The 20679-nt window shown below is 49.1% G+C and carries 19 protein-coding genes; 3 read left to right on the top strand and 16 right to left on the bottom strand.

Annotation, left to right across the window (positions count from 1 at the left end; genetic code table 11):
• Positions 1-6: 6 nt before the first annotated feature.
• From VF575_05565 to VF575_05535, 7 genes are all read right to left on the bottom strand, one after another.
• Entirely contained in the window at positions 7-258 is a 252-nt protein-coding gene (locus VF575_05565) for a hypothetical protein (protein HEX8183039.1), read from the bottom strand.
• Positions 255-935 carry a type 4a pilus biogenesis protein PilO gene (pilO, locus tag VF575_05560; protein ID HEX8183038.1) on the bottom strand — a complete coding sequence of 227 codons (681 nt, stop codon included), beginning with the start codon at positions 933-935 and terminating at the stop codon, positions 255-257. Before pilO ends, VF575_05565 begins: the two co-directional genes overlap by 4 nt.
• Before the next feature lie 15 nt (positions 936-950).
• Positions 951-1628, bottom strand: coding sequence for a hypothetical protein (locus VF575_05555; protein ID HEX8183037.1), 678 nt, complete (start codon positions 1626-1628; stop codon positions 951-953).
• Positions 1629-2669, bottom strand: a complete 1041-nt coding sequence (gene pilM, locus VF575_05550) for a type IV pilus assembly protein PilM (GenBank protein ID HEX8183036.1) — start codon at positions 2667-2669, stop codon at positions 1629-1631.
• A 60-nt stretch (positions 2670-2729) separates the two neighbouring features.
• Positions 2730-4496, bottom strand: coding sequence for a hypothetical protein (locus VF575_05545; GenBank protein HEX8183035.1), 1767 nt, complete (start codon positions 4494-4496; stop codon positions 2730-2732).
• The gene (locus VF575_05540; protein ID HEX8183034.1) at positions 4493-5035 is read right to left on the bottom strand and encodes a hypothetical protein; all 543 of its coding nucleotides are present in this window, start codon (positions 5033-5035) and stop codon (positions 4493-4495) included. The genes VF575_05545 and VF575_05540 overlap by 4 nt, the downstream gene beginning before the upstream one ends.
• Before the next feature lie 120 nt (positions 5036-5155).
• A complete protein-coding gene (locus VF575_05535; protein ID HEX8183033.1) occupies positions 5156-8173 on the bottom strand; it encodes a PAS domain S-box protein in 3018 nt (1005 codons plus the stop codon).
• Positions 8174-8396: 223 nt separating this feature from the next.
• Between VF575_05535 and VF575_05530 the strand changes: the two genes are divergently transcribed.
• Positions 8397-9080 carry a hypothetical protein gene (locus VF575_05530; protein ID HEX8183032.1) on the top strand — a complete coding sequence of 228 codons (684 nt, stop codon included), beginning with the start codon at positions 8397-8399 and terminating at the stop codon, positions 9078-9080.
• Positions 9081-9122: 42 nt separating this feature from the next.
• Here VF575_05530 and VF575_05525 read toward each other — a convergent pair whose 3' ends face one another.
• The 6 genes from VF575_05525 to VF575_05500 all read right to left on the bottom strand — a co-directional run bounded on the left by VF575_05525 (position 9123) and on the right by VF575_05500 (position 15441).
• On the bottom strand, positions 9123-9644 hold the full coding sequence (locus tag VF575_05525; GenBank protein HEX8183031.1) for a hypothetical protein: 522 nt from the start codon (positions 9642-9644) through the stop codon (positions 9123-9125).
• 94 nt (positions 9645-9738) lie between these two features.
• A complete protein-coding gene (locus tag VF575_05520; protein HEX8183030.1) occupies positions 9739-11265 on the bottom strand; it encodes a hypothetical protein in 1527 nt (508 codons plus the stop codon).
• Position 11266: 1 nt separating this feature from the next.
• The gene (locus VF575_05515) at positions 11267-12175 is read right to left on the bottom strand and encodes an FAD:protein FMN transferase (GenBank protein HEX8183029.1); all 909 of its coding nucleotides are present in this window, start codon (positions 12173-12175) and stop codon (positions 11267-11269) included.
• Between the two features lie 13 nt (positions 12176-12188).
• Positions 12189-12722 (bottom strand): hypothetical protein, encoded by a 534-nt coding sequence (locus VF575_05510; GenBank protein HEX8183028.1) that lies wholly within the window; start codon positions 12720-12722, stop codon positions 12189-12191.
• A 155-nt stretch (positions 12723-12877) separates the two neighbouring features.
• Entirely contained in the window at positions 12878-14815 is a 1938-nt protein-coding gene (locus VF575_05505) for a hypothetical protein (GenBank protein HEX8183027.1), read from the bottom strand.
• A complete protein-coding gene (locus VF575_05500; GenBank protein HEX8183026.1) occupies positions 14812-15441 on the bottom strand; it encodes a hypothetical protein in 630 nt (209 codons plus the stop codon). Before VF575_05500 ends, VF575_05505 begins: the two co-directional genes overlap by 4 nt.
• 74 nt (positions 15442-15515) lie before the next feature.
• Between VF575_05500 and VF575_05495 the strand changes: the two genes are divergently transcribed.
• Positions 15516-15944: a Fur family transcriptional regulator gene (locus VF575_05495; GenBank protein ID HEX8183025.1), complete on the top strand. Its 429-nt coding sequence runs from the start codon at positions 15516-15518 to the stop codon at positions 15942-15944.
• Positions 15945-15994: 50 nt separating this feature from the next.
• Positions 15995-18004: a DUF2817 domain-containing protein gene (locus VF575_05490; protein HEX8183024.1), complete on the top strand. Its 2010-nt coding sequence runs from the start codon at positions 15995-15997 to the stop codon at positions 18002-18004.
• Between the two features lie 27 nt (positions 18005-18031).
• Here the strand turns inward: VF575_05490 and VF575_05485 are convergent, their stop codons facing one another.
• The 3 genes from VF575_05485 to VF575_05475 all read right to left on the bottom strand — a co-directional run bounded on the left by VF575_05485 (position 18032) and on the right by VF575_05475 (position 20516).
• Positions 18032-18553 carry a hypothetical protein gene (locus tag VF575_05485; protein ID HEX8183023.1) on the bottom strand — a complete coding sequence of 174 codons (522 nt, stop codon included), beginning with the start codon at positions 18551-18553 and terminating at the stop codon, positions 18032-18034.
• Positions 18554-18758: 205 nt separating this feature from the next.
• Positions 18759-19850 carry a hypothetical protein gene (locus VF575_05480; GenBank protein HEX8183022.1) on the bottom strand — a complete coding sequence of 364 codons (1092 nt, stop codon included), beginning with the start codon at positions 19848-19850 and terminating at the stop codon, positions 18759-18761.
• A 156-nt stretch (positions 19851-20006) separates the two neighbouring features.
• Positions 20007-20516 carry a hypothetical protein gene (locus VF575_05475; protein HEX8183021.1) on the bottom strand — a complete coding sequence of 170 codons (510 nt, stop codon included), beginning with the start codon at positions 20514-20516 and terminating at the stop codon, positions 20007-20009.
• Positions 20517-20679: the final 163 nt, after the last annotated feature.

Genomic DNA, 20679 nt, shown 5'->3' with positions numbered 1-20679 from the left:
TTCTGCTTATTGGGTGCCGGTTTTGAATGGTGCGCTGTTGGTACTTTCACCAATGCGGATCAACTGCGTCGGGTTGATAGAATCGTTATTAAAATATTTCGTGTCTGGTATCGCGAAATCCGTCGTGATCGCGCTGACAACTTCTACTTTTTGCTGGCGGTCCTTGGGAGCTGCGAATATGAAGTGGCCGATTATCAGCGAAAATATGCCGCTGACGATACTGATGACAAGGATGAGAGCTATATCTTTTTGTTTCATTTTATGACCTTTGTGCCGATGTTAAGCGCTTTTTCGGGCTGATAATATGTCTTGGCGGTAACGACGAGATTGATGGCTTTCTGATCGCCGGTAACTTGTAACTTTTGTACTTGAACTGGCCTGATAGATCGCTCCATAGCCGTTACGAGCCGTTGGACTGCCAGGTAATCACCTGACACCTTGAGTTCAAACGGAATTTCAACTGGCGCCGGTGTACCGGATTGCTGCGCGGTTTGCGCGACCTCATCATCAGTACCAGTAATACTTTCGATAGTCACCTGCTGTTCGATAGCTAATTTTTCAAGACTAGCAGTAACAGCCGGAAAGTCGTATTTGCCTGGCAGCGCATCGAGAACCAATTTTGCATTTGCGCCGTCTTTGGCGCCGACACCGTCAGCCGACCCACCGATGATGTTCGTCGGTGAGTTGGTAAAGCTCTTGTATGATTCGACCAGACTGTCGCGGGCCGTCAGGTTAGCCTTGAGCTGCGTCGTGGCTTCCTTTTTAGCTTTGATAATGCGGTTTTGGTAGGTCAGTGTACCGTACAGCGATACTGAGGCGACTGCGAAGAAAACTACCAGAAAGGCTGCCCCTGCGGTAACGGCAACAATCCGGGAATTCGTCTTGCTGACGCCCATATGTTTCATTGATAGTGGTCTGTTGGATGTTTGAGCCATTGTATTATTGTCCGCTTAATTATTTCCGCTAGTCGGAGCTTGTTTAAATAAAACTGTCGGTAAATTGACGACTGACGACGTACTGACGCGGTTCGGAACGGTCAGCGCCACGTTACTCGTGTTGTCATACAGGGCCGGTTCGTAATTCGCGGTGATAGTAAATGTAGTAGCGAGTGGCGTCTTAGTAAATTGTGACATGACGACGTTCGAGAAAGCTTTTTTGTCAGTGTCAGCACCGTCTTTGTAAGTTGTGTACTTCAGTGTGTCGACATAGGTATTCACTTTGTCCAAGCTGGGTGATACCCCGGTAATACTGACCGTTTTTGCATCAAAATCATTCGTATAATCTGTGAGCGAAATATCCGGAGATGTCACCTGCTCGATATATTTGAATGTCCGGCTGCTGGCAACCTTTTGTGCATGCAAGTTTGGCAATGCGCCCAGCTGATTTTGGATTGTCAAAATCTTGTCGAGATCAGGCGTATTTTTGAGTTCAGTACTGTATGTTTTAATGTCTTTGGTCAGATCATTCATACTCTTTTTTTGGACGACATTTACTGTTATGAACAATAGCGCAAAGACCGCGAAGGCGGTGCCTGCCGCGATCAATGAAGCACTTATGACAGTATGCTTGATACGCTGCACGCGGACATACTCGAGCTTAATATCGGGAAGTAAGTTAAACTGAATCATCTATTCGTCCCTTTCTGCGAGTCCGACTGCCACCCCAAATTGATTGGACAGTGCAGCTAACTCATTTTGACGATCCTGTGCGAATGCAACATTGCGCCAGGCGTTACCTATTTCTACATTCAGTCCAAAGCGGTTGGCGACATACAACGGGAACTCCGGCAATATCACTGCCCCGCCGGACACGATCAGCCGCTCCAACTTGACGCCAGCGTAACGGCCTTGGAAAAACGTGACAGACTTATCAATTTCGTTGGTCAATGAATCAATCGTGCCGATGATCGCCTGATAGACTTGCCCGTCGAGCTTGTCTTTGCTGACACCAAACTTAAAGATAAATTGCTCAGCTTGTTTTTCGTCGATGTTGAGGTTTTGGGTTGCAGCCTTGACGATAGCGTCGATACCAGTCGGAATAGCACGGGTTAAGCGTGGAATACCGTCCATCGTGATGACGATATCCGTACTGCGCCGGCCGATGTCGACAATCACCATTGGTGCAGTTGCCGCGATCGGCACCAGTGCCCGCGTCAGCGCTAAGTTGTCCGGCTCAAAGGCTATGACATTAAGTCCGATACTCTCCAGCATGTCCAGCCGCTGTTCAACATAGGTATTCGGGACGCTGGATAGTAATATTTCGAGCTTCGACTCTTCCACGGGAGATTTGCCGATCAGTGCCCAATCAAGCTTAGATTCGGCAACCGGTGTCGGAATCAACGAATCAGCTTGGTAGCGAATCGATTTGCCGAGCTCGGAGCTTGGCAGCTTGTCGATGTCAGCAACCGTCGTAAAGACGCGCAGCGACGGTATACCAACCGTAACATTGCGGGTCGTAATACGTGACTTCTCTACCAATTCGCGGATCGCTTCAGCCAGCTTCTGCTGATCTGCTTTGGAATCGCTGATAGCGATTTTAGGATCAATTGGTAAATATCCGTACTTTACGAGCGACTTATTGCCACTCGTACCCTTCAGCTCTACCAGCCGAATGGCCGTAGTGCCGATGTCTAATCCGAAAAATTCTGAAACCCCACTCAGTAAACTCATATTAACTCCGATTATAGCATAAGCGTGACGTAAAGTTGCTAATTATTTTCATTTTTTTACCTACAGTATTGGTGGCAATCCAATAATTGATTGATAGCCCTGATCCAATGCCCCACCCCCAGCCGATGTGTCCTGTGTTAGCCAGGTATCCGGGACATAGTTGAATATTTCGGCCGGTGCTACCGGTCCTGTGGTGGCCGTTGGTCCAAGCGAGCCATTATACGTTCCGTAGGTGCGCAGAAGCCAGACCTGCAGGGCGACGAAGCTGCCGTTAACAGTCAGTTGACGATTGCAAGCGGCATACATTGCCCCGGCAGCCACTGTCGGGTTGTAGCTTGCAAACCCGTTACTACAAGTGGAGATCGTTCCATTTGGCGGATTGGCAAATTCGTTTTGTGCCGCTGTATCGTAGCCGGCATCGGGTATGGCGGCATACAGTCCGTCCAGCCGCTCCACGCCCGACTGTATGAATATACGTCCGTTGACGATGAGCTTGAAGGATGGGATGTCCCTTCTCGTTGCACCTGGGCCAACATCCTGATATCTGATACCGTTACCGGTAATAGATACATCACCCTTTACGTACAATGTTATATGCTTACCAGTACCTATTTGTCGGAGAATATCTGTATCGAGTGTCGTCTGAGCGGTGTCAATGTAGTATGTGCCACTCGGCAAATCCCAAACCCGGTTAGTCGGAATTGCCGTAGTTACAGCCGGACGGTCACTCCAATAATTCGCACATGGCGCATTGCCAAACATACCACCAAACATACCATTAGCTGCATCTACGTTGGCAGTATTAGCGATCGCCAATCGCGTCGCTTCGTTCACATTGGCGGGAGTCTGCGGGCCGCTTCCCTGCCTGGTTACATAATCTTGGATTTGACCAAAGGCAATGGCCGCATACTCGCCGCCAGCACCAGCAAAGTTAGTCGTACCCCGGTTATTCCAGCCGGCAATTCCGGCATTTGCAATTTTCTTAGCTGCCGAACATGCGATCGGAATATCAGTCGAAGTGCGGCCGTCTGTTGCAATGCTAGATCCGGCAACGATATCCCCACCATTAGTCTGGAAGTACGGACGCGCAACTGGTGGCGGTGGTGGCGGAGGCGGTGGTGGCGGAGGTGTGACAATAACGGGCGGTTCTTCCAATGGTGACAAATTACCGACTAAGTTAGCGCATTTTTTGATTATGGTAAATGTTGGCGTCCGTTTGTCAGCTGCTAAAAACTGTATAGCGGCGTCATTGTATTCGGTAGTAATGTCTTTGAGGATAATATCCGGGTTTTGGGTTCGTATTCCCCTCCTCGCCGTGACGGAGCCGAGCCAATCCCTGGTGACTTCACCTGGGTTAGTTGTATACGTTGCATTAAACTCTATTCTGCCTTGCGCGTCATAGTAACGAACCCGCCTCTCCCAATCAGCTAAATTCGCCTTCGCTACCGTTACGCCATTACGCCAGCGTTCGGATTCCGGGCCGTCATAGGCCGCGCTGTTACCATCTATGCCCATCATCATATTGATTACAGCGGCAGCCCGGCTGCTGTTATAGTCAGTAGTTGAATTCAGACGCTTTTTCATTTCTTCTATAAGCTTATCGACGTTCATCGAACCAGGCGTCGCCCAATCAGCAGATATGCCTTTGTATGGGATGTCTGGGGAATCAAAAAATAACCAGTCTCTGGTGGTTACCGAGTTGGTATAATACGTAAAATCAACTTCCCGCCCGTAATCGGCAGATGCAGTTTGTGGCCGGACCAGTCCATACGCCGCACCAAGTAATACTATGAGCCCGGTACATATCAAGAGTTTTCTACGGTTCATACCTTGGACTCCTGTGTTTTTATGTCATTCATAATCATCTCTATGTCTGACTGATTGACATCATCCGGCTTGAGAGCTTGTAGCATCTTCAGACATTTTTGGTAGTATTTCAGTGCTGAGCCGTGGTCAGCCGCCGTTTCTGCACTTCTGGCTGCACCAAAGTAGATAGCATAATTTTCCTTTGGACTCAATTTTTCGGCCTCTAGGTACGTCGCGTAGGCTGTTTTATTGTCGCCTATCATTTCGTAATTTATCGCAGTTGAGATCAGTGCGTCAGTCTTATTCTGGACACTTAACGCCTTGGAGTTGTAAGCCTTTAGTACAATATTTGCTTCTGCATAGCGTTTCTGTAGTCGCAGACCTGAAGCCTGTTTCATTACTACTTTGAAGTTCTGAGTATCAGCGGCCAAGGCTGCCTGGCGCTGCTCGCGTTCCCGCTGCTGAATATGATTGTACTGGAACACGCCGCCAGCAATGACGAGCGCCAGAGCCACAAAACTTACAAGAATCAACGTACTGCGTTTACTGAGATTTTTCACTATGCAGTCAGTATAACAAAACCATAAACGTAATGAAACGCCTGCGGCCTGTTTTTATGACGAATCGTATCCGTATCTACATATAGTTGTATATTTGACTACGACATATAACAGTACCACCTACGCAAATTGTCGGAGACTAATACTAAATGTCGAACCCTTTCCCTCTACAGACGTAATCGTCAGCGTACCTTGATGAAGCTCAACCACCTTTTTCACCCAATACAGCCCCAGACCAGTGCCGCCAACCTGTGTCGACAATGGATTGTCCAGACGGATAAACTTCTCACCCAGTTTCTCGATATCACCGGCCGGTATACCGACGCCTTCGTCGCGTATATTAATGCGTACAGTATTGCGATGCTTTGTAACCGACACCTCGATCGCCTTGCCTTCATAGGTATATTTATGGGCGTTATCAATCAGATTTTCCAGAACCATGCGCAGCAAATGCGCGTCGGCATGCACAACACAATCATCGCCGGCGTGCTTAAAAGTAATTGTTTGCTGCTTGGACTCAAACTGTGATGCCATTTCGGCAAAAATGAGTTTTATAAGCGGTGCGACCGGTACTGATTCGAGCCGCAGCGCAACCTTGCCCGAGTCGACACTGGCTACTTTCAGCAAGTCGTTAACAATCTTCAGCTGCCGCTCATTGCTTTCATATGCACTTTTAAGAAAACGATGCTGCTCGTCAGTGATTTCACCGGCGTAGCCTTCCAGGAGCATACCGACGTATTGTTTGACACCTGTGGCGGGCGTTCGTAATTGGTGAGAAGCGAGCGAAATAAACTCATCTTTGGCTTTGTTGACGATAATCAACTGGCTGCGCTGCTCCTCGAGGGCGGCAGCAATACGCTCCAGCTCTGTGTTGCGGGCTGTCGTTACCAGTATATCTTCGATGTCAGTAATCGACCCGACCCAGCGCAGCACTTTGCCATTGTCATCATACATCGGCCGGACATGACTGATGTGGTGGCGGTACGTACCGTCCGCCCGTAGCATTCGCTGTTGATTCTGAAAACCTTTTCCAGTCTTCAGCGCCTTATACCACTGATTCATATTGGGCTCTAGATCTTCAGGGTGTATCAGGTTCCGAACGCCGTTCCGGCGCAGCTCCTTGACTGATATTCCGGTATACTCAGCCCACTGTGAGTTAAAATAATCTACTTTACCGTCAGGTCCGGCGGTAAATACCAGCTGCGGCATTGATTCTGCCATGAACTGCAAACGTTTTTCGCTTGCCTTTAATGCATCATTGGCTCGTTTCTCCTCCGTCACATCGAGGAAATACCACACATAACCACGGTAGCGCTTGTCATGGCCGAACAGCGGCGCGCCGTAGCGGTCGAAAGTACGCCCATCGATAAAATGCAGTTGTTCATTGTTGGGAATCTGTCGTGTGTAGACTTCGTTAACCTTATCAATAAAGCCTTGCGGATGGACTAATTGCGACTTGACCGCTTCCCGCACGGCTTCGTCCGGTTCTGTATCAAGCATCCGGCGCGGAAAACGCCACATAGTCGCAAACCGCTGGTTGTATGACATTATTTTTCCAGATTCAGACACAATCATGATTCCTAGCGGTGACACTTCCTGCTGTGATTCCAGCAGGCTTTTTTGGTACTGCGTCTGTTCCTCATTCAGCTTGCGCTTGGTTATATTGCGAAACGTGCCGACAATTGCCTGGATATTCGGTGTATCCAAATGGTTGACGCCCGTTGTTTCTATCCAGGCCCACGAACCATCCTTGTGCTTGACGCGGTATTCCAGCAAAATTGTGCGCTTTGGCTTAGCGACAATTTCAGCAAACTTCTCATAAAAATAATCAACGTCATCGGGATGCAGATATGGCCTGACGCCGACTCCCTGCAGTTCGGCCGGTGTATATCCCAGGACGTTTTTCAGCGATTCGCTTGAGTATAGTATTTTGCCCTCTGGATTGACCAGCTGGATAGCATCAGTACTCTTTTCGATCAAAGTTCGGAATCGCTCTTCGCTCTGACGCAGAGCCGTTTGAGTCTTGCGTGATGCAGTAATATCGCGGAAAAAGATCGATATACCGCCTTCACTTGTCGGAAATACGTCAGTCTCTGTCCATATATCCAGCGGGGCGTAGCGCTCAACGAAGTGAGATGACCGTCGCGTTGTCATAGCTTTGTGATACTCAGTCCAGTATTTTAGATGCGCGGCATCTGGAAACACATTCCAAAAATTTACACCAACGACATCTTTGCGCTTCGTTCTTGATATCTTTTCATACACTTTATTGACTCTGACAATATTCCAGTCTTTATCGAGCATAATAAATGCGTCGCCCATTGACTCCAGAACTTCGTTAACTTGGCTCATAGCCGTCTGCTGTTGGGCTTCCAGATGCTTGTGTGCGGTAATGTCTTTGAACAGTATCGCAACCTGATATTGGCCCGGACTTCCGACACGAGAAGCGTGTACATCGAACCAACGATCCATAACAGCTGAGCTTTCCGTAAACCGCACTGCCCTGCCGGTTGCAGCTACTTTAGCGTAGCGTTCGATCCAAAATGCCTCTATACCCGGAACCGCTTGTTTGATTGTTTTGCCGACAACCCGATTCAGGCCGGTCTGGCTTTCAAACACTTTATTAGTTTCTACAAAGCGATAATCAATCGGAGCGCCAGTCGCGTCATAAATCATTTCTACCAGACAGAATCCCTCATCTATTGAGTTGAAGAGTGAGCGATAACGTATTTCATTGTCTTGGGCTCTAAGGCGGGCATACACCTGATCTGATACTTCGACGGCGTGCGACATAATACCGTTCACTTTTCCGTCAGTGCCGCGTAGTGCCGAATAGACAAAATTGAAATATAGTTTTTTGGGCTTGCCGTCGTTACGCGTATCAAGCTCAACCAGCTGTTCGTTCGTTCGGTACTCTTTGCCGGTGCGGTATACCTTATCGAGTATCTCAAGTATCCCTTGGCCCTTTAGCTCAGGAAACACTTCCGCGACAGACCGCCCGATAATAGCCTGCGTTTTACCGACAATTTTGAGATACTGCGAATTAGCGAACTCATATTTATGTTCGGGTCCTGCAGTGACAGAGACCATTGCAGGTATCACCCGTAAGAGGCGGTACAGATCTTCGTTACGCTCCATGCGTCCTCACTACAGTCATCCAGTTCCTCTCTTGATTTTCTGCTGCGTTGACTTGATTTTCCCAAATACACACCAATTATTCAAGCTGTGCGATAACGAACTAGTAACCGCACGGAGTAAGATGTCCACGCCTGCTCGTGGCTGAAAAGTCTTTTGTAGCAAGCGAGATAAATTACTGCTGCAATTCAGCGGGTTGCTAGACTTATACCGGTAAGGAGAATACATGCAACCAAACACAACTCAAAATAGCCGTGAGGGATATATTTACGTTAATCCAGCTACGTCGTCTACCGATGCGACCGTCACGCCAACAAAACCCACTCCATCGATTGATGAAGCTGTGATTGTCGAGCAAGCATTGCCAGCAGCCCGAGCTTCGCAAATGACACAAATACCTGCAGAGCAGCTGTCCGAATCCGGTAACGCGCAACAAACCACTCCGCAGTCAGACAGTGTCGAAGACGAGCCGGCAAACTCCAAAAAACAACTTGGCTCTGCCATTGAGCCGGTCACAGCAACCGGCGAGCAAACCAGACAGCTTGCAAGCAAACTTCGATCCGAGGCCGACCGTGCAGAAGCCGAGCTCGACAAAGCCGAACAAGAAATCAAACAGGCAGAGAATGAATTAAAGCAAAAATCGGGCGGCTCTGGCAGTAGCGCGGCAACAATAGCCGGTTATCCGGTCGCTGAACTCGCCAAAGCCTTTTTCCGCCCCCCCAAACCGGCTGATAATAAACCCCCTGACCCTGAGATAAAACAGGCTCAGCAAGAGATCGATCAAACCAAAAAACAAGTCAAAGAAGCCAAAAAGCACGTTGCCAAAATCAAAAAAGAGGCAGATAAATTCCAAAAGCAGGAACTGCCCAGTCTGCAGAGCTTGCAAGGTATCACCTCGAAACTAAAGTAGAGACTCGATATAGATTACAAGCAACCGAGCTGACTGAGACGATTATAAATCCTCGCCGAGTTGGCGACGTAATGCTTCTAATTCGCTGGCAATAGCGTCTGCTTCTTGGGTCGCAAATTCGTTATGCTGCGTGCATCGTACATAACTGTTATTATAATGGCCGTCATCAATCAAGCGCTCAACGAGCAGTTCTGTAGACTGCGTAACGTTATCTTCACCAAAAGTCTGGGTTAAGGCATCCCGCGTGCCTGTATACGATGGCTCATCCCCAAGTTCTATAGATTTGATAACTGGCGTTCCATCAGGCTTGCGATTGGTTGGATCAGGCAATTCGACTGTACACTTACTTGGAATCAGTCCTGTCGTTGTACCCCATAAAAGCATATTGTCCACTTGTCTTTCATATGCAGTGTCATCCGGCTGCAAATAGTGCAGCGTTGTAAGCACATCCTTCCCGCGAGTAGTTTTATCTATTAAAAACTGCACAGCATCGGGATCAACGTCTTCGAATAAAGGTAAGATTTTAGGATATTGCTCGTCTGATGTTGGAAATGCTTCTGACATTGTCATGGCCTATGAAATACTAGAATACGTACACACAATATATTACTATGTTTATGTTTATTTGTCAATATTATTACCTTGGAGCACACTGAATTTAGTATCCGGGGAAATAATCAGTCTTAATGCGTTTGCGGCTCATGCCTGATTGCAGCAAACCACTACGGACATTGTCGACGGTCGTATTCGGGCCCGATAGATACACTACGCGGTCTTTGTAGTCAGGTACCTGCTGCTCAATAAAGTCGCTATTCAATGTACCAATTAAGCCTTTCCAGCCTGATGATGTGCTCTTGGCGGGCGATGTACCAGAAGTCAGCAGCAGTATGGCACGGATACCGTGTGTTTCGGCATCGGCCAGCACGTCCTTGTAGGCAACTTCTGCAGAGTCTGACACTGCATAAATAAGCACCATGTCGCGTTTCGCCTTGGTATCTGTAGCATATTTCAGCATGCTTCGATACGGCGTAATGCCGATGCCGGCAGCTACAATTAGTAGTTTTTGACCTGCGTCAGATGGCAGAGTAAAATCTCCGGCGATCTGACCTGCCATGATCTCATCGCCCGGCTGCATGGCCGCGAGCGCTCGCTTGAAACTACTCGGCGGCGTATAGTATTTGACGCCCAGGTGAATTTCTGGCTCAGTTGGTGACGACGCGATAGAAAATGTTCGCCGGTTGCCGCGGCTGTCGATCTTATCATGCGGCAATGTCCATTCCATGTACTGGCCCGGTCGGAAATCAGCCTTTCTGTCTGGCGTAAAGACGTAGTTGTATACTCGGTCCGACACCTTTTGAATTTCCTTCAAACGAAGTCGCAGCCGGTAGCGCGGATTAACTGCGAAGGCATACAAATTGCCGATGACCAGGGCTGTCTCGGGGTACAGCGTCAGCGGGCCGATGTTCCACGGCAAGGCGTAGAGCAGCCCGACTAAGGCACCGAAAATAATTTGCTGCCGCCTTCGCCCAGGCATCGTGGCAGGCTCAGTCAGCATAATAGTCCCGAGAAAGATAAGCGGCGACGATGTGATCGCAAACCGGATCGTATCAGCGACGCTATCTCCGTCGGTTACGGCAGTCAAAACTAGTACGGACAGAGCGACGGCCGCAAACGCCACGAAGAGCTCAAATCTGCGGATTTTGCGCAATATCAGCAGACCAAGCACCAGCACCAGCGGCCACAGAGCAGCACTGCCTACCCACCAGGTTGCCTGCAGCACACCAAGCACACCCAGTACAACAACAGCGAATGCAGCTGGATTGAACAGGTGCTTCGCGTTGTACGCCAGCAGATACTTTGACGCCATTGCCAAGACACCAGCTACAGCAGTGAACGCTCCTTCTGATACAGATGTGACGGGCGGCAGAATAAAGAATAGGATAAGTAAGGTAATGGCGTACGACTCATTGTTGGCTGGTGCCCGCCAGATGCGCGACAGTATTTTGTTCGATACATGGCTGCTGACGGCCAATAGGACCGCCGATAGCAGCAACCCCGTCGTCGGCAGCGGCAGAGCACCCGTCAAGCTCAGGGCAATGCTGATCACAGCCAACAGTCGCAGACCCCATAGCGTCAGCTGGTACATCGTTACTTTGTTCAAGAAGTCGTCAATCGGTCGTAGCATATTACTCCTGCGTCCTGTCGGGCGGCGTGGCTGTATTATCAAAAAATGTTGCTGGAAAGCCGGATGACACATCCAGCGATAAATCGCTGCGCACAATAGCATATTCAAATTCGAAATGGCGCGCTAGCACATCGGGACTGACGAAAAACAGTGCCGTCGAGATCCCATCGGCCATCAGCCCCGTATTAGCCACCGTCCAGAGTGCAGCGATATGACGCGGTGACTCAAGAGATGCCGGGTCTATGATGTGATGATATTTGTCCCATGCCCGCCGGTTGCCGGATGATCCGCAGATACTTTGATTATATATTTTTGCTACGCCGATCGCCATCGTCGGATCAGACGGATGTTCGAGCGCAACATCTAATTTTTCAGTGTTCTGCGTGCGATACACCATATCCCCGCCGGCATCGATACAGTACCCCGATATGCCCTGCTCTTCCAGTATACTTCCGACAATATCAGCCAGATAGCCCTTGCCAGCGGCGCCGAAATCCAGCAGCGCTGGCTGCTGGAGCGTTAAGTTTGGAAAGTCATACACCAAGACGTCCTCCCATGTTGGCGGCGCTATAATGCGTCCAGGACGCAGGCTATATGCAGCATCATACCCAGCTTCAGCAAGTGTACTGGCGATCAGCGGCGTCACCAGCCCATCTGTCATTTCATAAAGCTTTTGATACATGTCCATCAGCGGTCTAGCGTCATCCGGTAGTACATATGTACCGGCTTCAGCGGCCATGCTAGTAACCATTGAATCTTCTCGAAAGCGCGAATAGGTGCTGTCGAATCGTTCAATCCGCTCATGCACAGCCTGCATTAATTGTTCAGCGCTATCCGCTGCAATCGCATCAAAAATATCAATTGTCCAGGTTGTGCCGATTGCCTCGAAACGGTAGCGTGTATCCTGCATGTTATCTTCGTACCTAGCCAGCTGGCGTGGCTGCTTCTGTCTTTATGTCTTCCAGCGCCGTATTAAAACCGTTCGAAGTCAGCGATGAGCCGGAAACACGCGACAGATTAATTTCGTCCAGACTCTTGCCAACGACATATTGCTTGTAGTTGTCAGTAAAGTCCTCTTGATACCTTGCTGACTTCGGGTCGCTGGCCGAGGTTTCAACCGATGAATCGGTTACCGCGCCTTTGGCAATTGTCAGCGTCACATCGATCGATTCCGTGCCTTCGGGCGTGCGGTATGACCCAGTCGCCGTGTATGTGCCATCGGTGTACGCACTGCTCGCAGCAGTGTCCTGCTCGCCTGCGTTAGTCTCGCTAGCACCAGTAGTGTCAGCAGCGCTGGTTTTCGAAGTTGTCGTGCTTGATGCTGGCGCCGGCTCCTGGCTATTTCTCGACGCTACCACAATATATACTATTGCGATTGCAGCTAATATAACAACCCACGCAATGAGCTTTGTTTTTTTATTATCAGCACTCCTGGTATTGCCTCTGTCATTGTCCATATCTGCCCCCTATTATTGCTACTACGTATTCAGTATATGCTCTATTCATTAAGATTAACTTAAGACAGCATTAAACGCGAAGTGTTTTGCTGATATAAGTTTCTGCGAACATCGAAAGATCACGCTGAGTACAATACATGCAACTGCATGCCAATTTATACCTGAGTACTGAACCTGGCTTTATTACCAAAAATAAGCAATACAAACTTACCGACAGTGGCGGTGATATCGTCACCATGACGGAACGTAGCGGCAGTCGGCCGGGCATGACCACCGATACTTTCGAATGTATTGCCGTCGACAATCAACTGGCGCAAATGATTCAGTATGTCATGCAGAAATTCTTCTCCGTAATGTGTGTGGTAATACTGAAGTGTTTGCATAGGCCGCTCAAACCCGAGGAGCTGCAATTGTTCCAATATCAATGCATGGGCGGCCTCGACGGGTAGTCGATTTTTGGTGGTCGATAATTGTTCGATGCTTGTTGCCAAGCGGGCAAATTGAGGGCTGGTAGTCTCTACATTATCGGCACGTTTGCGGAGCTCTCCTTTGTACCGTTCGGTTATTGCAGCGGTGAGCGCTTCAAGTTCGGCTGGCACTGCTCGCTCGCCAAGTTCAATATTTTGTTCGGTATTTTGCGGCTCTGTTAAACCAATTGAATCCGCCGCGACATCTATAGTCTTTTCTACTAGTTCGTCAGTTTCTGCATACTGCAGCGGCGCAGGCAAAATAACATGTTCTGCACGTTCCGAATCCGCAGCGCCCTTCTCTGGTATCATGGGTACGTCCAGCTGCGACTCAAACTGTTCAAAATGACTTGTTGGCACATCAACGCTGCCATCAACAGCAGCGAGTATAGGCGTCGCCTCGCCCTCAGCCAAGTCAAGTTCGCGCTCCGCAGGTGCAGATTCATCTTCTATGTCAGCATACGATTCTGCTATTGCTAGCTTCGATACTTCCAGTGTGTCAGCATCCTGAAAATCTGTCGTTTCGCCTGCACTGACAACATTTTGGCCTTCATATGTCGGCTCAGATATTGACGCACCTTCACGATTCATTAACGTCTTTGATGTTTGCTGCGTCGGATGGTCTTCCACTATTTCAGCTTGGGGCTGCACGTGTGTTTCGTTATTTACTGTCTCGGTTTCAGTAATCGGCTCACTATTTCGTACACGTACGGCAGCAGCTGGTTCGACAGACTCTGCAACCTCGTTTGTCTTCTCAGCAACCGCTTCCAGATTTTTATCCATGTGGCGCTCTGCATGATTATTCACATCTGCTTGCTCCGAGTGCTCCGCGCGGATTTTTACGGCTTGCGCATTTACAGCTTGCGTCACATCTGCGGCCAGTTCTTTCTGCTTTACCTCGGCTTCAGTTCGGCGTAGCGCTTCCTCTGCGAGCACATAATTATCAGGGATTGTTTCTGCGCGTTGTTTTTCAACTGCCGGCGCAATATCAGCAACCGGTACTTCTGCGTGTTTCTTGTCGTGCTGATGATGTGTATGCTCTATTGCCGCTGTACTATGTTCTCGACGTCCCTGGCGTGCTTGCTCGTGCGGCTTCTCATGAGCGTGTTCATGCTCACCGTGGTGGACATGAGGCCCGTCTACGCCGCAGCACTGGTTTTTGAGCTCAACGGCAGGCGCGTGAGCTTTCTCAGGTCGATGACTATGTTCCGCATGATGCTGACTGCCGTGTTCCGGACAGTCGGCTGTGCAAGCATGGGGCTTCCGTTCGATAATCGGTGGCGCAAGACGATTTTTTTCGACAGAAGAACTGTGCTCGTGTACCGACGACGCCGATCCATGTTCATGGCAATCTGCACCGCAAGCGTGCGGTTTCTGTTCGATATGGTGTTTCGGCTCATGAGCATTCTCACGACTGATGTTATCGCCATTTTCTTGATGATTACTCTGCCGATGGTCCGGGCAATCTGCCTCGCAGGCATGAGCATGTTTGATCTCAATTGTATGTTCAGGCAGCTGGCTTTGTTCTGGAAAGTGCGGGCCGTGTACGTGCTCATCAAGTCCATGCTCAGTATGCAAGCCGGTTTCATGCTCACGATGATCATGCGGCTGTTCGCAGCCACTCATAAAATTTCGTTTATCCCGAGTGTCAATCTGCTCATGATCAGCATGCGGATACGGGCCATTTCAGCATCAGTCACATTGGTTATGAATACATCGGCGAACCGGCCAGTTCGATATTGAAACACCGTCACTATCAAACGCTGCGTACCGCAAGGATCGAAACCTTTTTGCTGCCAGCCCCAGTATTCCGCGTCTGAGACATGGTCAAATAACAGTGGCAGATTGTATGGCAGTAAACTTTGACCATCCCGCTCCAGCCATTCACCCGCAAATTCTTCCCAGGAGTTAAAGATGGCATCGGCTTGTTTTTTGTCGCTGTGAAACAGCCCAAACCGACCAGGCAGCTGGTCGATGAAACGATGCGCATACTGCTCGCGGACTGCGGCATAGGTTGAGGTCGGAAGATTCCGAATTATTACTTCATCTTTTTGCTGCTGCAATGGATCTGCAAGCGTGAGCATTGTCGGCTGATAGCCAAGGGTGTTGCCGCCGGTTGCAACTAATTGCTGGTAATCTGCATCAGATGTATGCAAAAACTTCGCGATAGCCCACGTGTCAAAGCTGAACCCTACCGCATTTGTCTCGAAATAATCGTGTATTACCGCATCGAATGTATCGTATATTTTCATAAGCTGTACCTTGAATTTTAGGTAAGCTCAGCTATATTTGCAAATTAGTTGCAATTTGTGTACTATTTTGCAATATGGAGACTTCTCAAAAGCTTACAGAATTACTTGGCAAACATGGCTACAGCATGACATTGCCGCGGCTCCGCATATTTGAAGCCTTGGTAAACCTGCATGAACCGGCTACCGTCCAGCAACTCATATACAGCTTGCCTGCACTCGACAAAGTTACTGTATACAGAACTATCCGGCTCTTTGAAAAAATCGGTATCGTACACCGGGTGTGGAATGGCATGAAAAGCAGTGTCGAGCTCAGCGAGCGATTTTCTGCCCACCATCATCACTTCTCTTGCCTGCAATGTGGTACATCCATAGCTATCAAGAGCGACCGGCTTGAGAAAGCATTACACGATATCGAGGCAGAATACGGCTTCGACCTACGGCAGCACACTGTGGAATTAAACGGCTACTGTAGTAGCTGCAAGACTGTCCTGCAGCCAGAATAAGTACATTTTTTGCCGGCTTCACTCATAACCCTTATACTTATACACAAGACATGGATCCGGGCAACGTACAGCAATCTCCAATCGAGCAACAACCTCGCCAGACTATGGCCAGTTCGTTTGTTGCACATGTCAAATCGCTCAGTCGCAAGCTCCCCGGCAGACGCAAATCTGCGATCATATTCGGTATCGTGTTCGCGGTGCTGGCCGCTGTGTACGTACTGCAGTTCTACGTGCCAAAGACGGTGGCATTTTCGTATTCCAGCCAGTCTTGTACCTTCTTGCCCCAGTTTCTGCCAAGTACGACCCGTCAGCAACCAAGCCGCAGCTTCCGGCTGGATTCCGTCCCCACCGTATCTATTGGCAAAACTGTATTGTTTGCCCGAACCGCATGTCTCCGTGCCGTCAATATTCCGCAGCAGAATTCTCAGCAACAGATCAAATTAGCCTTGCCCGGTATACCGGCGCTGCGCAAGACTGTCAGCGTGTCCACTGGCTCATATCCAGCACTGAGCCGGTCAGTAACACCAGGTCAGCTCATATCTACCAAAGATCCGCTGCGCTTTACCATCAATCAAGCCGACCGTGTATTTACGTATCATATCTCGACTATTACCGAGTCCAAGGCTGTTCGGGCGGAATGTCCTCAGAAAGACAACGCGCTGCTCTGCGATCTGCCGAGCCTGCGCCTCACCCAAGGTGCCCGCTACGACGTAGCCATCGAGCGGCACTATGCGGGCCGTCCAGCTGGCACCGCCCTCCGACAGTCTATTCAGATAGTTGAGCCGCTGCAAGTCGTCAGCTCATCGATTACTGGCGGACAGACCGTATACAGCATACCGACAGAAATTACCCTGACTCTCAACAAGCCCGCCAACAATTATAAGAATGTGACACTCAAGACCACCACCGGCCCGGCCCTGACAATCAAGGCCACCCCAACGTTCAAAGACAAGGTCGTGACATTCAAGCTGGAACAGCCGCTGCCCCGGAGCGTGTCGCTACAGCTCAGCGTTGAGAACATCACGTCCGCCGACGGCGGCTATTTAGCAGCTCCATATACACTTGCTTTCGCAACATCGGGCGGCCCAAAAGTGCAATCAGTCAACATTGGCAGTTACAAAATCTCCTCCGGCCAGCCGATCGTGCTGACCTTCGACAGCCCAATTGGCGCAGGTCAAAATCTCAATGATTTTATCAAGATTGAATCAGGCGGCAACGTCAGCGCCGCCATATCTGCCAGTGGCAATAGCATTACCATTCGACCAGCCAGTTTGGCGCCCTGCTCCGGATTTACCGTCAAAGTACTCGACGGCCTGAAGAACGAACACGGCGTCGTCGGGGGATCGGCTTGGCAGTACGCATCGCGCATAACCTGCCAGCAAGTTTTCAGCATCGGCACGTCTACCGCCGGCCGAGGCATCACCGCTTACCGATTCGGTAACGGAGATAACAAAATCGTCTATGTCGGTGGCACGCATGGCAACGAAAAGAGTTCCGTCACCATACTGAACCGCTGGATCGAACAGCTCGAAGCCCAGTCCAGCCGCATTCCCGCTCGGACATCCATCATCGTCATTCCTGCCCTCAATCCCGACGGGTACGCCGCCAACAGCCGCACCAACGCCAGCAATGTCGATCTCAACCGCAACTTTCCGGCCAACAACTGGAAGTCCGGCGTCACCCTGCCCAACAAAACATTCCTGCCCGCTGGCGGCGGGTCTGCACCGCTATCAGAGCCCGAGTCCAGAGCCATCGCCGACTACCTGGTAGCCCAGCGTCCGCGGCTGGTACTGACCTATCACGCCTCCGGCAATATTGTCATTCCGAACGACGCCGGTGACAGCGTGGCAGTCGCCCGCCAATATGCTGACAAATCATCGGTTTACTTCTCCGCCAACGCCCAAACTGGTGCCATTTTCGACTACGACACTACCGGCGCCATGGAAGATTGGCTCTACGACAAACTCGGCATCACCACGCTCCTCATCGAGCTCCTCAGCCAAACCAGCAATGACTACAATAACCATCAGAACGCTATGTGGTGGACCGCTGGTTTGTAGCTTGAAACTGATGCTGTTTTCGCAATTTTAACTATCTTTACCGAATTCTCTACTCAACGCTTCCATTTCCAACAGAATTTGATCTGGTTCTGCTACAGCAATTTCATTATGCTGCGAACCCTGTACTGTACAACCCACATATTTTCCCTCGTCTACCAAACTGACAAATATGTACTCTTCGAATTGTTGAGTATCGTCACCATATATAAGTTTCAGTGCATCTTTTATTTCACTATATTTAGGTTTTTCACCCAGCTTAATAGATCTCGTAAATGATAATTGCCCCGAAACATAACCAATTGGATCCTTTACGACTATTTCCGCGTTTTTCAATAACCCGCGTTTTTCAATTCCCCATTCTAGCATTGCGTCTATTTGTTCACGCACCTTCTCTGAGCTTGGATCCAGGTAGCGAAGAGTAGTTGTAACGTCAACGCCTCTTGTGTATCGGTCTATTCCGAAATATACGGATGATGGTTCTTCAGGATGAGGAATAAGCTCAAGTATTTTTGGTTGTTCTTGATTAGATTGGGGAAAAATTTCTGACATACATTTCCTACATTTGTCGTTTTGTTATTATACGTAACATTTTACTACACTTATGCTTATTTGTCAATAATGTAGTGTTTTATATCTTCCCAGCTACCGAAGCCTGGCTTAGGAAAGAAAGGTTACTCCCCTGTTTTTGCCAAAAAATTAGAGATAACTTAAGCTTTAGCGTAATACATTTGATACAGCGTTATATTTGTTTCGACTAAGCGCCGCGCTCGTGTAAGAACAGTTTTGCTTTCCGATAAGCTAGTTTCTCGGCAGCATTCAAGCCCCTGTCCTGGGCTATGGCCGCGTACCTGTCTACTAGTCTCTGGGCATTTTGCGCACTGGCAGACGCATCAGATTCTACAGAATTTTCTTGTGACTGCTTGAATCGCTCTGTAAATTTTCTTTGTTGTGTGACTAGCTCGCTTAAGTTTTTGATTTCTGATAATTCCTGCGAGGTGAGCTGGTGCCGGCCTTCCGACATGGCAGCTGTCCATATGCTGTGAACCCGCTCCTTCACAGTACCCTCAAACTTCTGACTTTGAGAATCAATATCCGTACCGTTTACCTCTACCACTTGCGCGGCAGCATCCACCGTTTCGGCCATATTATCTTCCTCGCTAGGGGTAGCAAGGCCTTCACCGCCTAAAGCCGTTTCTCCTATTCCGCTGCTGAGCAGAAGCCTACCAACTTCGTTGCCTTCAGCGTCTTCCATAAAATCTTCATTCGGGTGGAAATTTTGTTCGCCGTCTATAAAGCCAACGCAATACTTACTATTTACCACCGGCTCTTCGTCGGGTCCCTCAAGAAACATGTCGGCTGGCAAATGTTCATTGTCTATTTCGGAAGCGTGCGACGCTTCGACACGGGCGGGCTGACTTGATTTGTTATCCACTGGAAATACGTATACAAACCGGCCCGCACGCGGCCCATAGTAACCAAGAGTATATTCTGGCATGGGGGACTCCTGGTCATGTATAAGGAAGCGCTGATAGATATTGTACATACCCAGCGCTACGCCTCCCTGTTCATCTAGTAATTCCTCCGCTTCATCGATGGTCTGTATGGCATCAGATTGATTGAAGCCAACCGCATACCGGTCGTAGCCGGCCAGCTTCAGCTTCTCCGCGAATTGCTGCGCTACCTTGCCTTCCATGAGCTCCGGATTAGTTTGCTCTAATTTGGTAAATGCCGCATCTGCAAATTCCTGACGTGTTTGCTGCCATGCAGCATGTTCTATAGCCTCCCTGTCTTGGACAGATGGATCTAAATTTTGTTCGGCTGATGGTCTTGGGAATGTTTCGGGCATTTTTTGTTTTTCTGTTCTATATAAACATTAGCATATTATTACGTTTTTTGCAATATGCGCATACCGACATACACAATTTATATGAGCTCTATTTCCTGCACCATGGTTACGCAGTAAACCAACTTTTTGAGATTGAATTTGAATTAAATTGTCGAACTAGTCTTTGAATCGGTACGAAGTTTCATACATACCGATACTACCAAACCGACTGTAATTCGGACTTTGAGCGGCAATTTTCGCGTTCGCACTTCCTATTTCTCGCTTCAGATCATCATCATATGTATAGACAGTGATGTCGTCAGCACGACCAGCTTCTGCCAATACTACTCCGAGCATATCCCTCACGGTCGGAGCTTCAACACCCAGTTCAGTTTTCAAGTAACCAGCATATGCGGATAGGAAAGTTTTCTCCAGCTCTTGTGCCAGTTCCCTGTCAAGATACTCGCCCTGACGGCTAATGCGATCAGCTTCTTCAACTTTAGCTTTTTCGGCTTCAGTCAGCTCAATGCCTAAATCCGATAAGTGGCGAATTGTTCGCTCATTAAATGCAATTGCCTGCAGTGGTTTTCGGGCCTCATGCCGCGTTGTGATTTCCGCAAGTGGCATATCTAGAGCTTTTTCAGGCAACATTACGCCGTCGATGGAGTTTCCGCTGATGGATGGCACTCTAACTTCATCTACAAATCCGCCGTGACTCCCCGGGGATACACGGGGCTTTCAGTATTAACCGCTAGGCTGATTCCATTCTGCAATGTATATGCATAGAATGAGTTTGCTTCTCGACCAACCGAATGTGAGATTGTCGGTGATGCTGACATACATACCGCAG

This window comes from Candidatus Saccharimonadales bacterium, assembly GCA_036388415.1.
In the GTDB taxonomy this organism is placed as follows: domain Bacteria; phylum Patescibacteriota; class Saccharimonadia; order Saccharimonadales; family UBA4665; genus UBA4665.
Note: the sequence above shows the minus strand (reverse complement) of the source record. Positions and strands in the feature narration are given on the sequence as shown.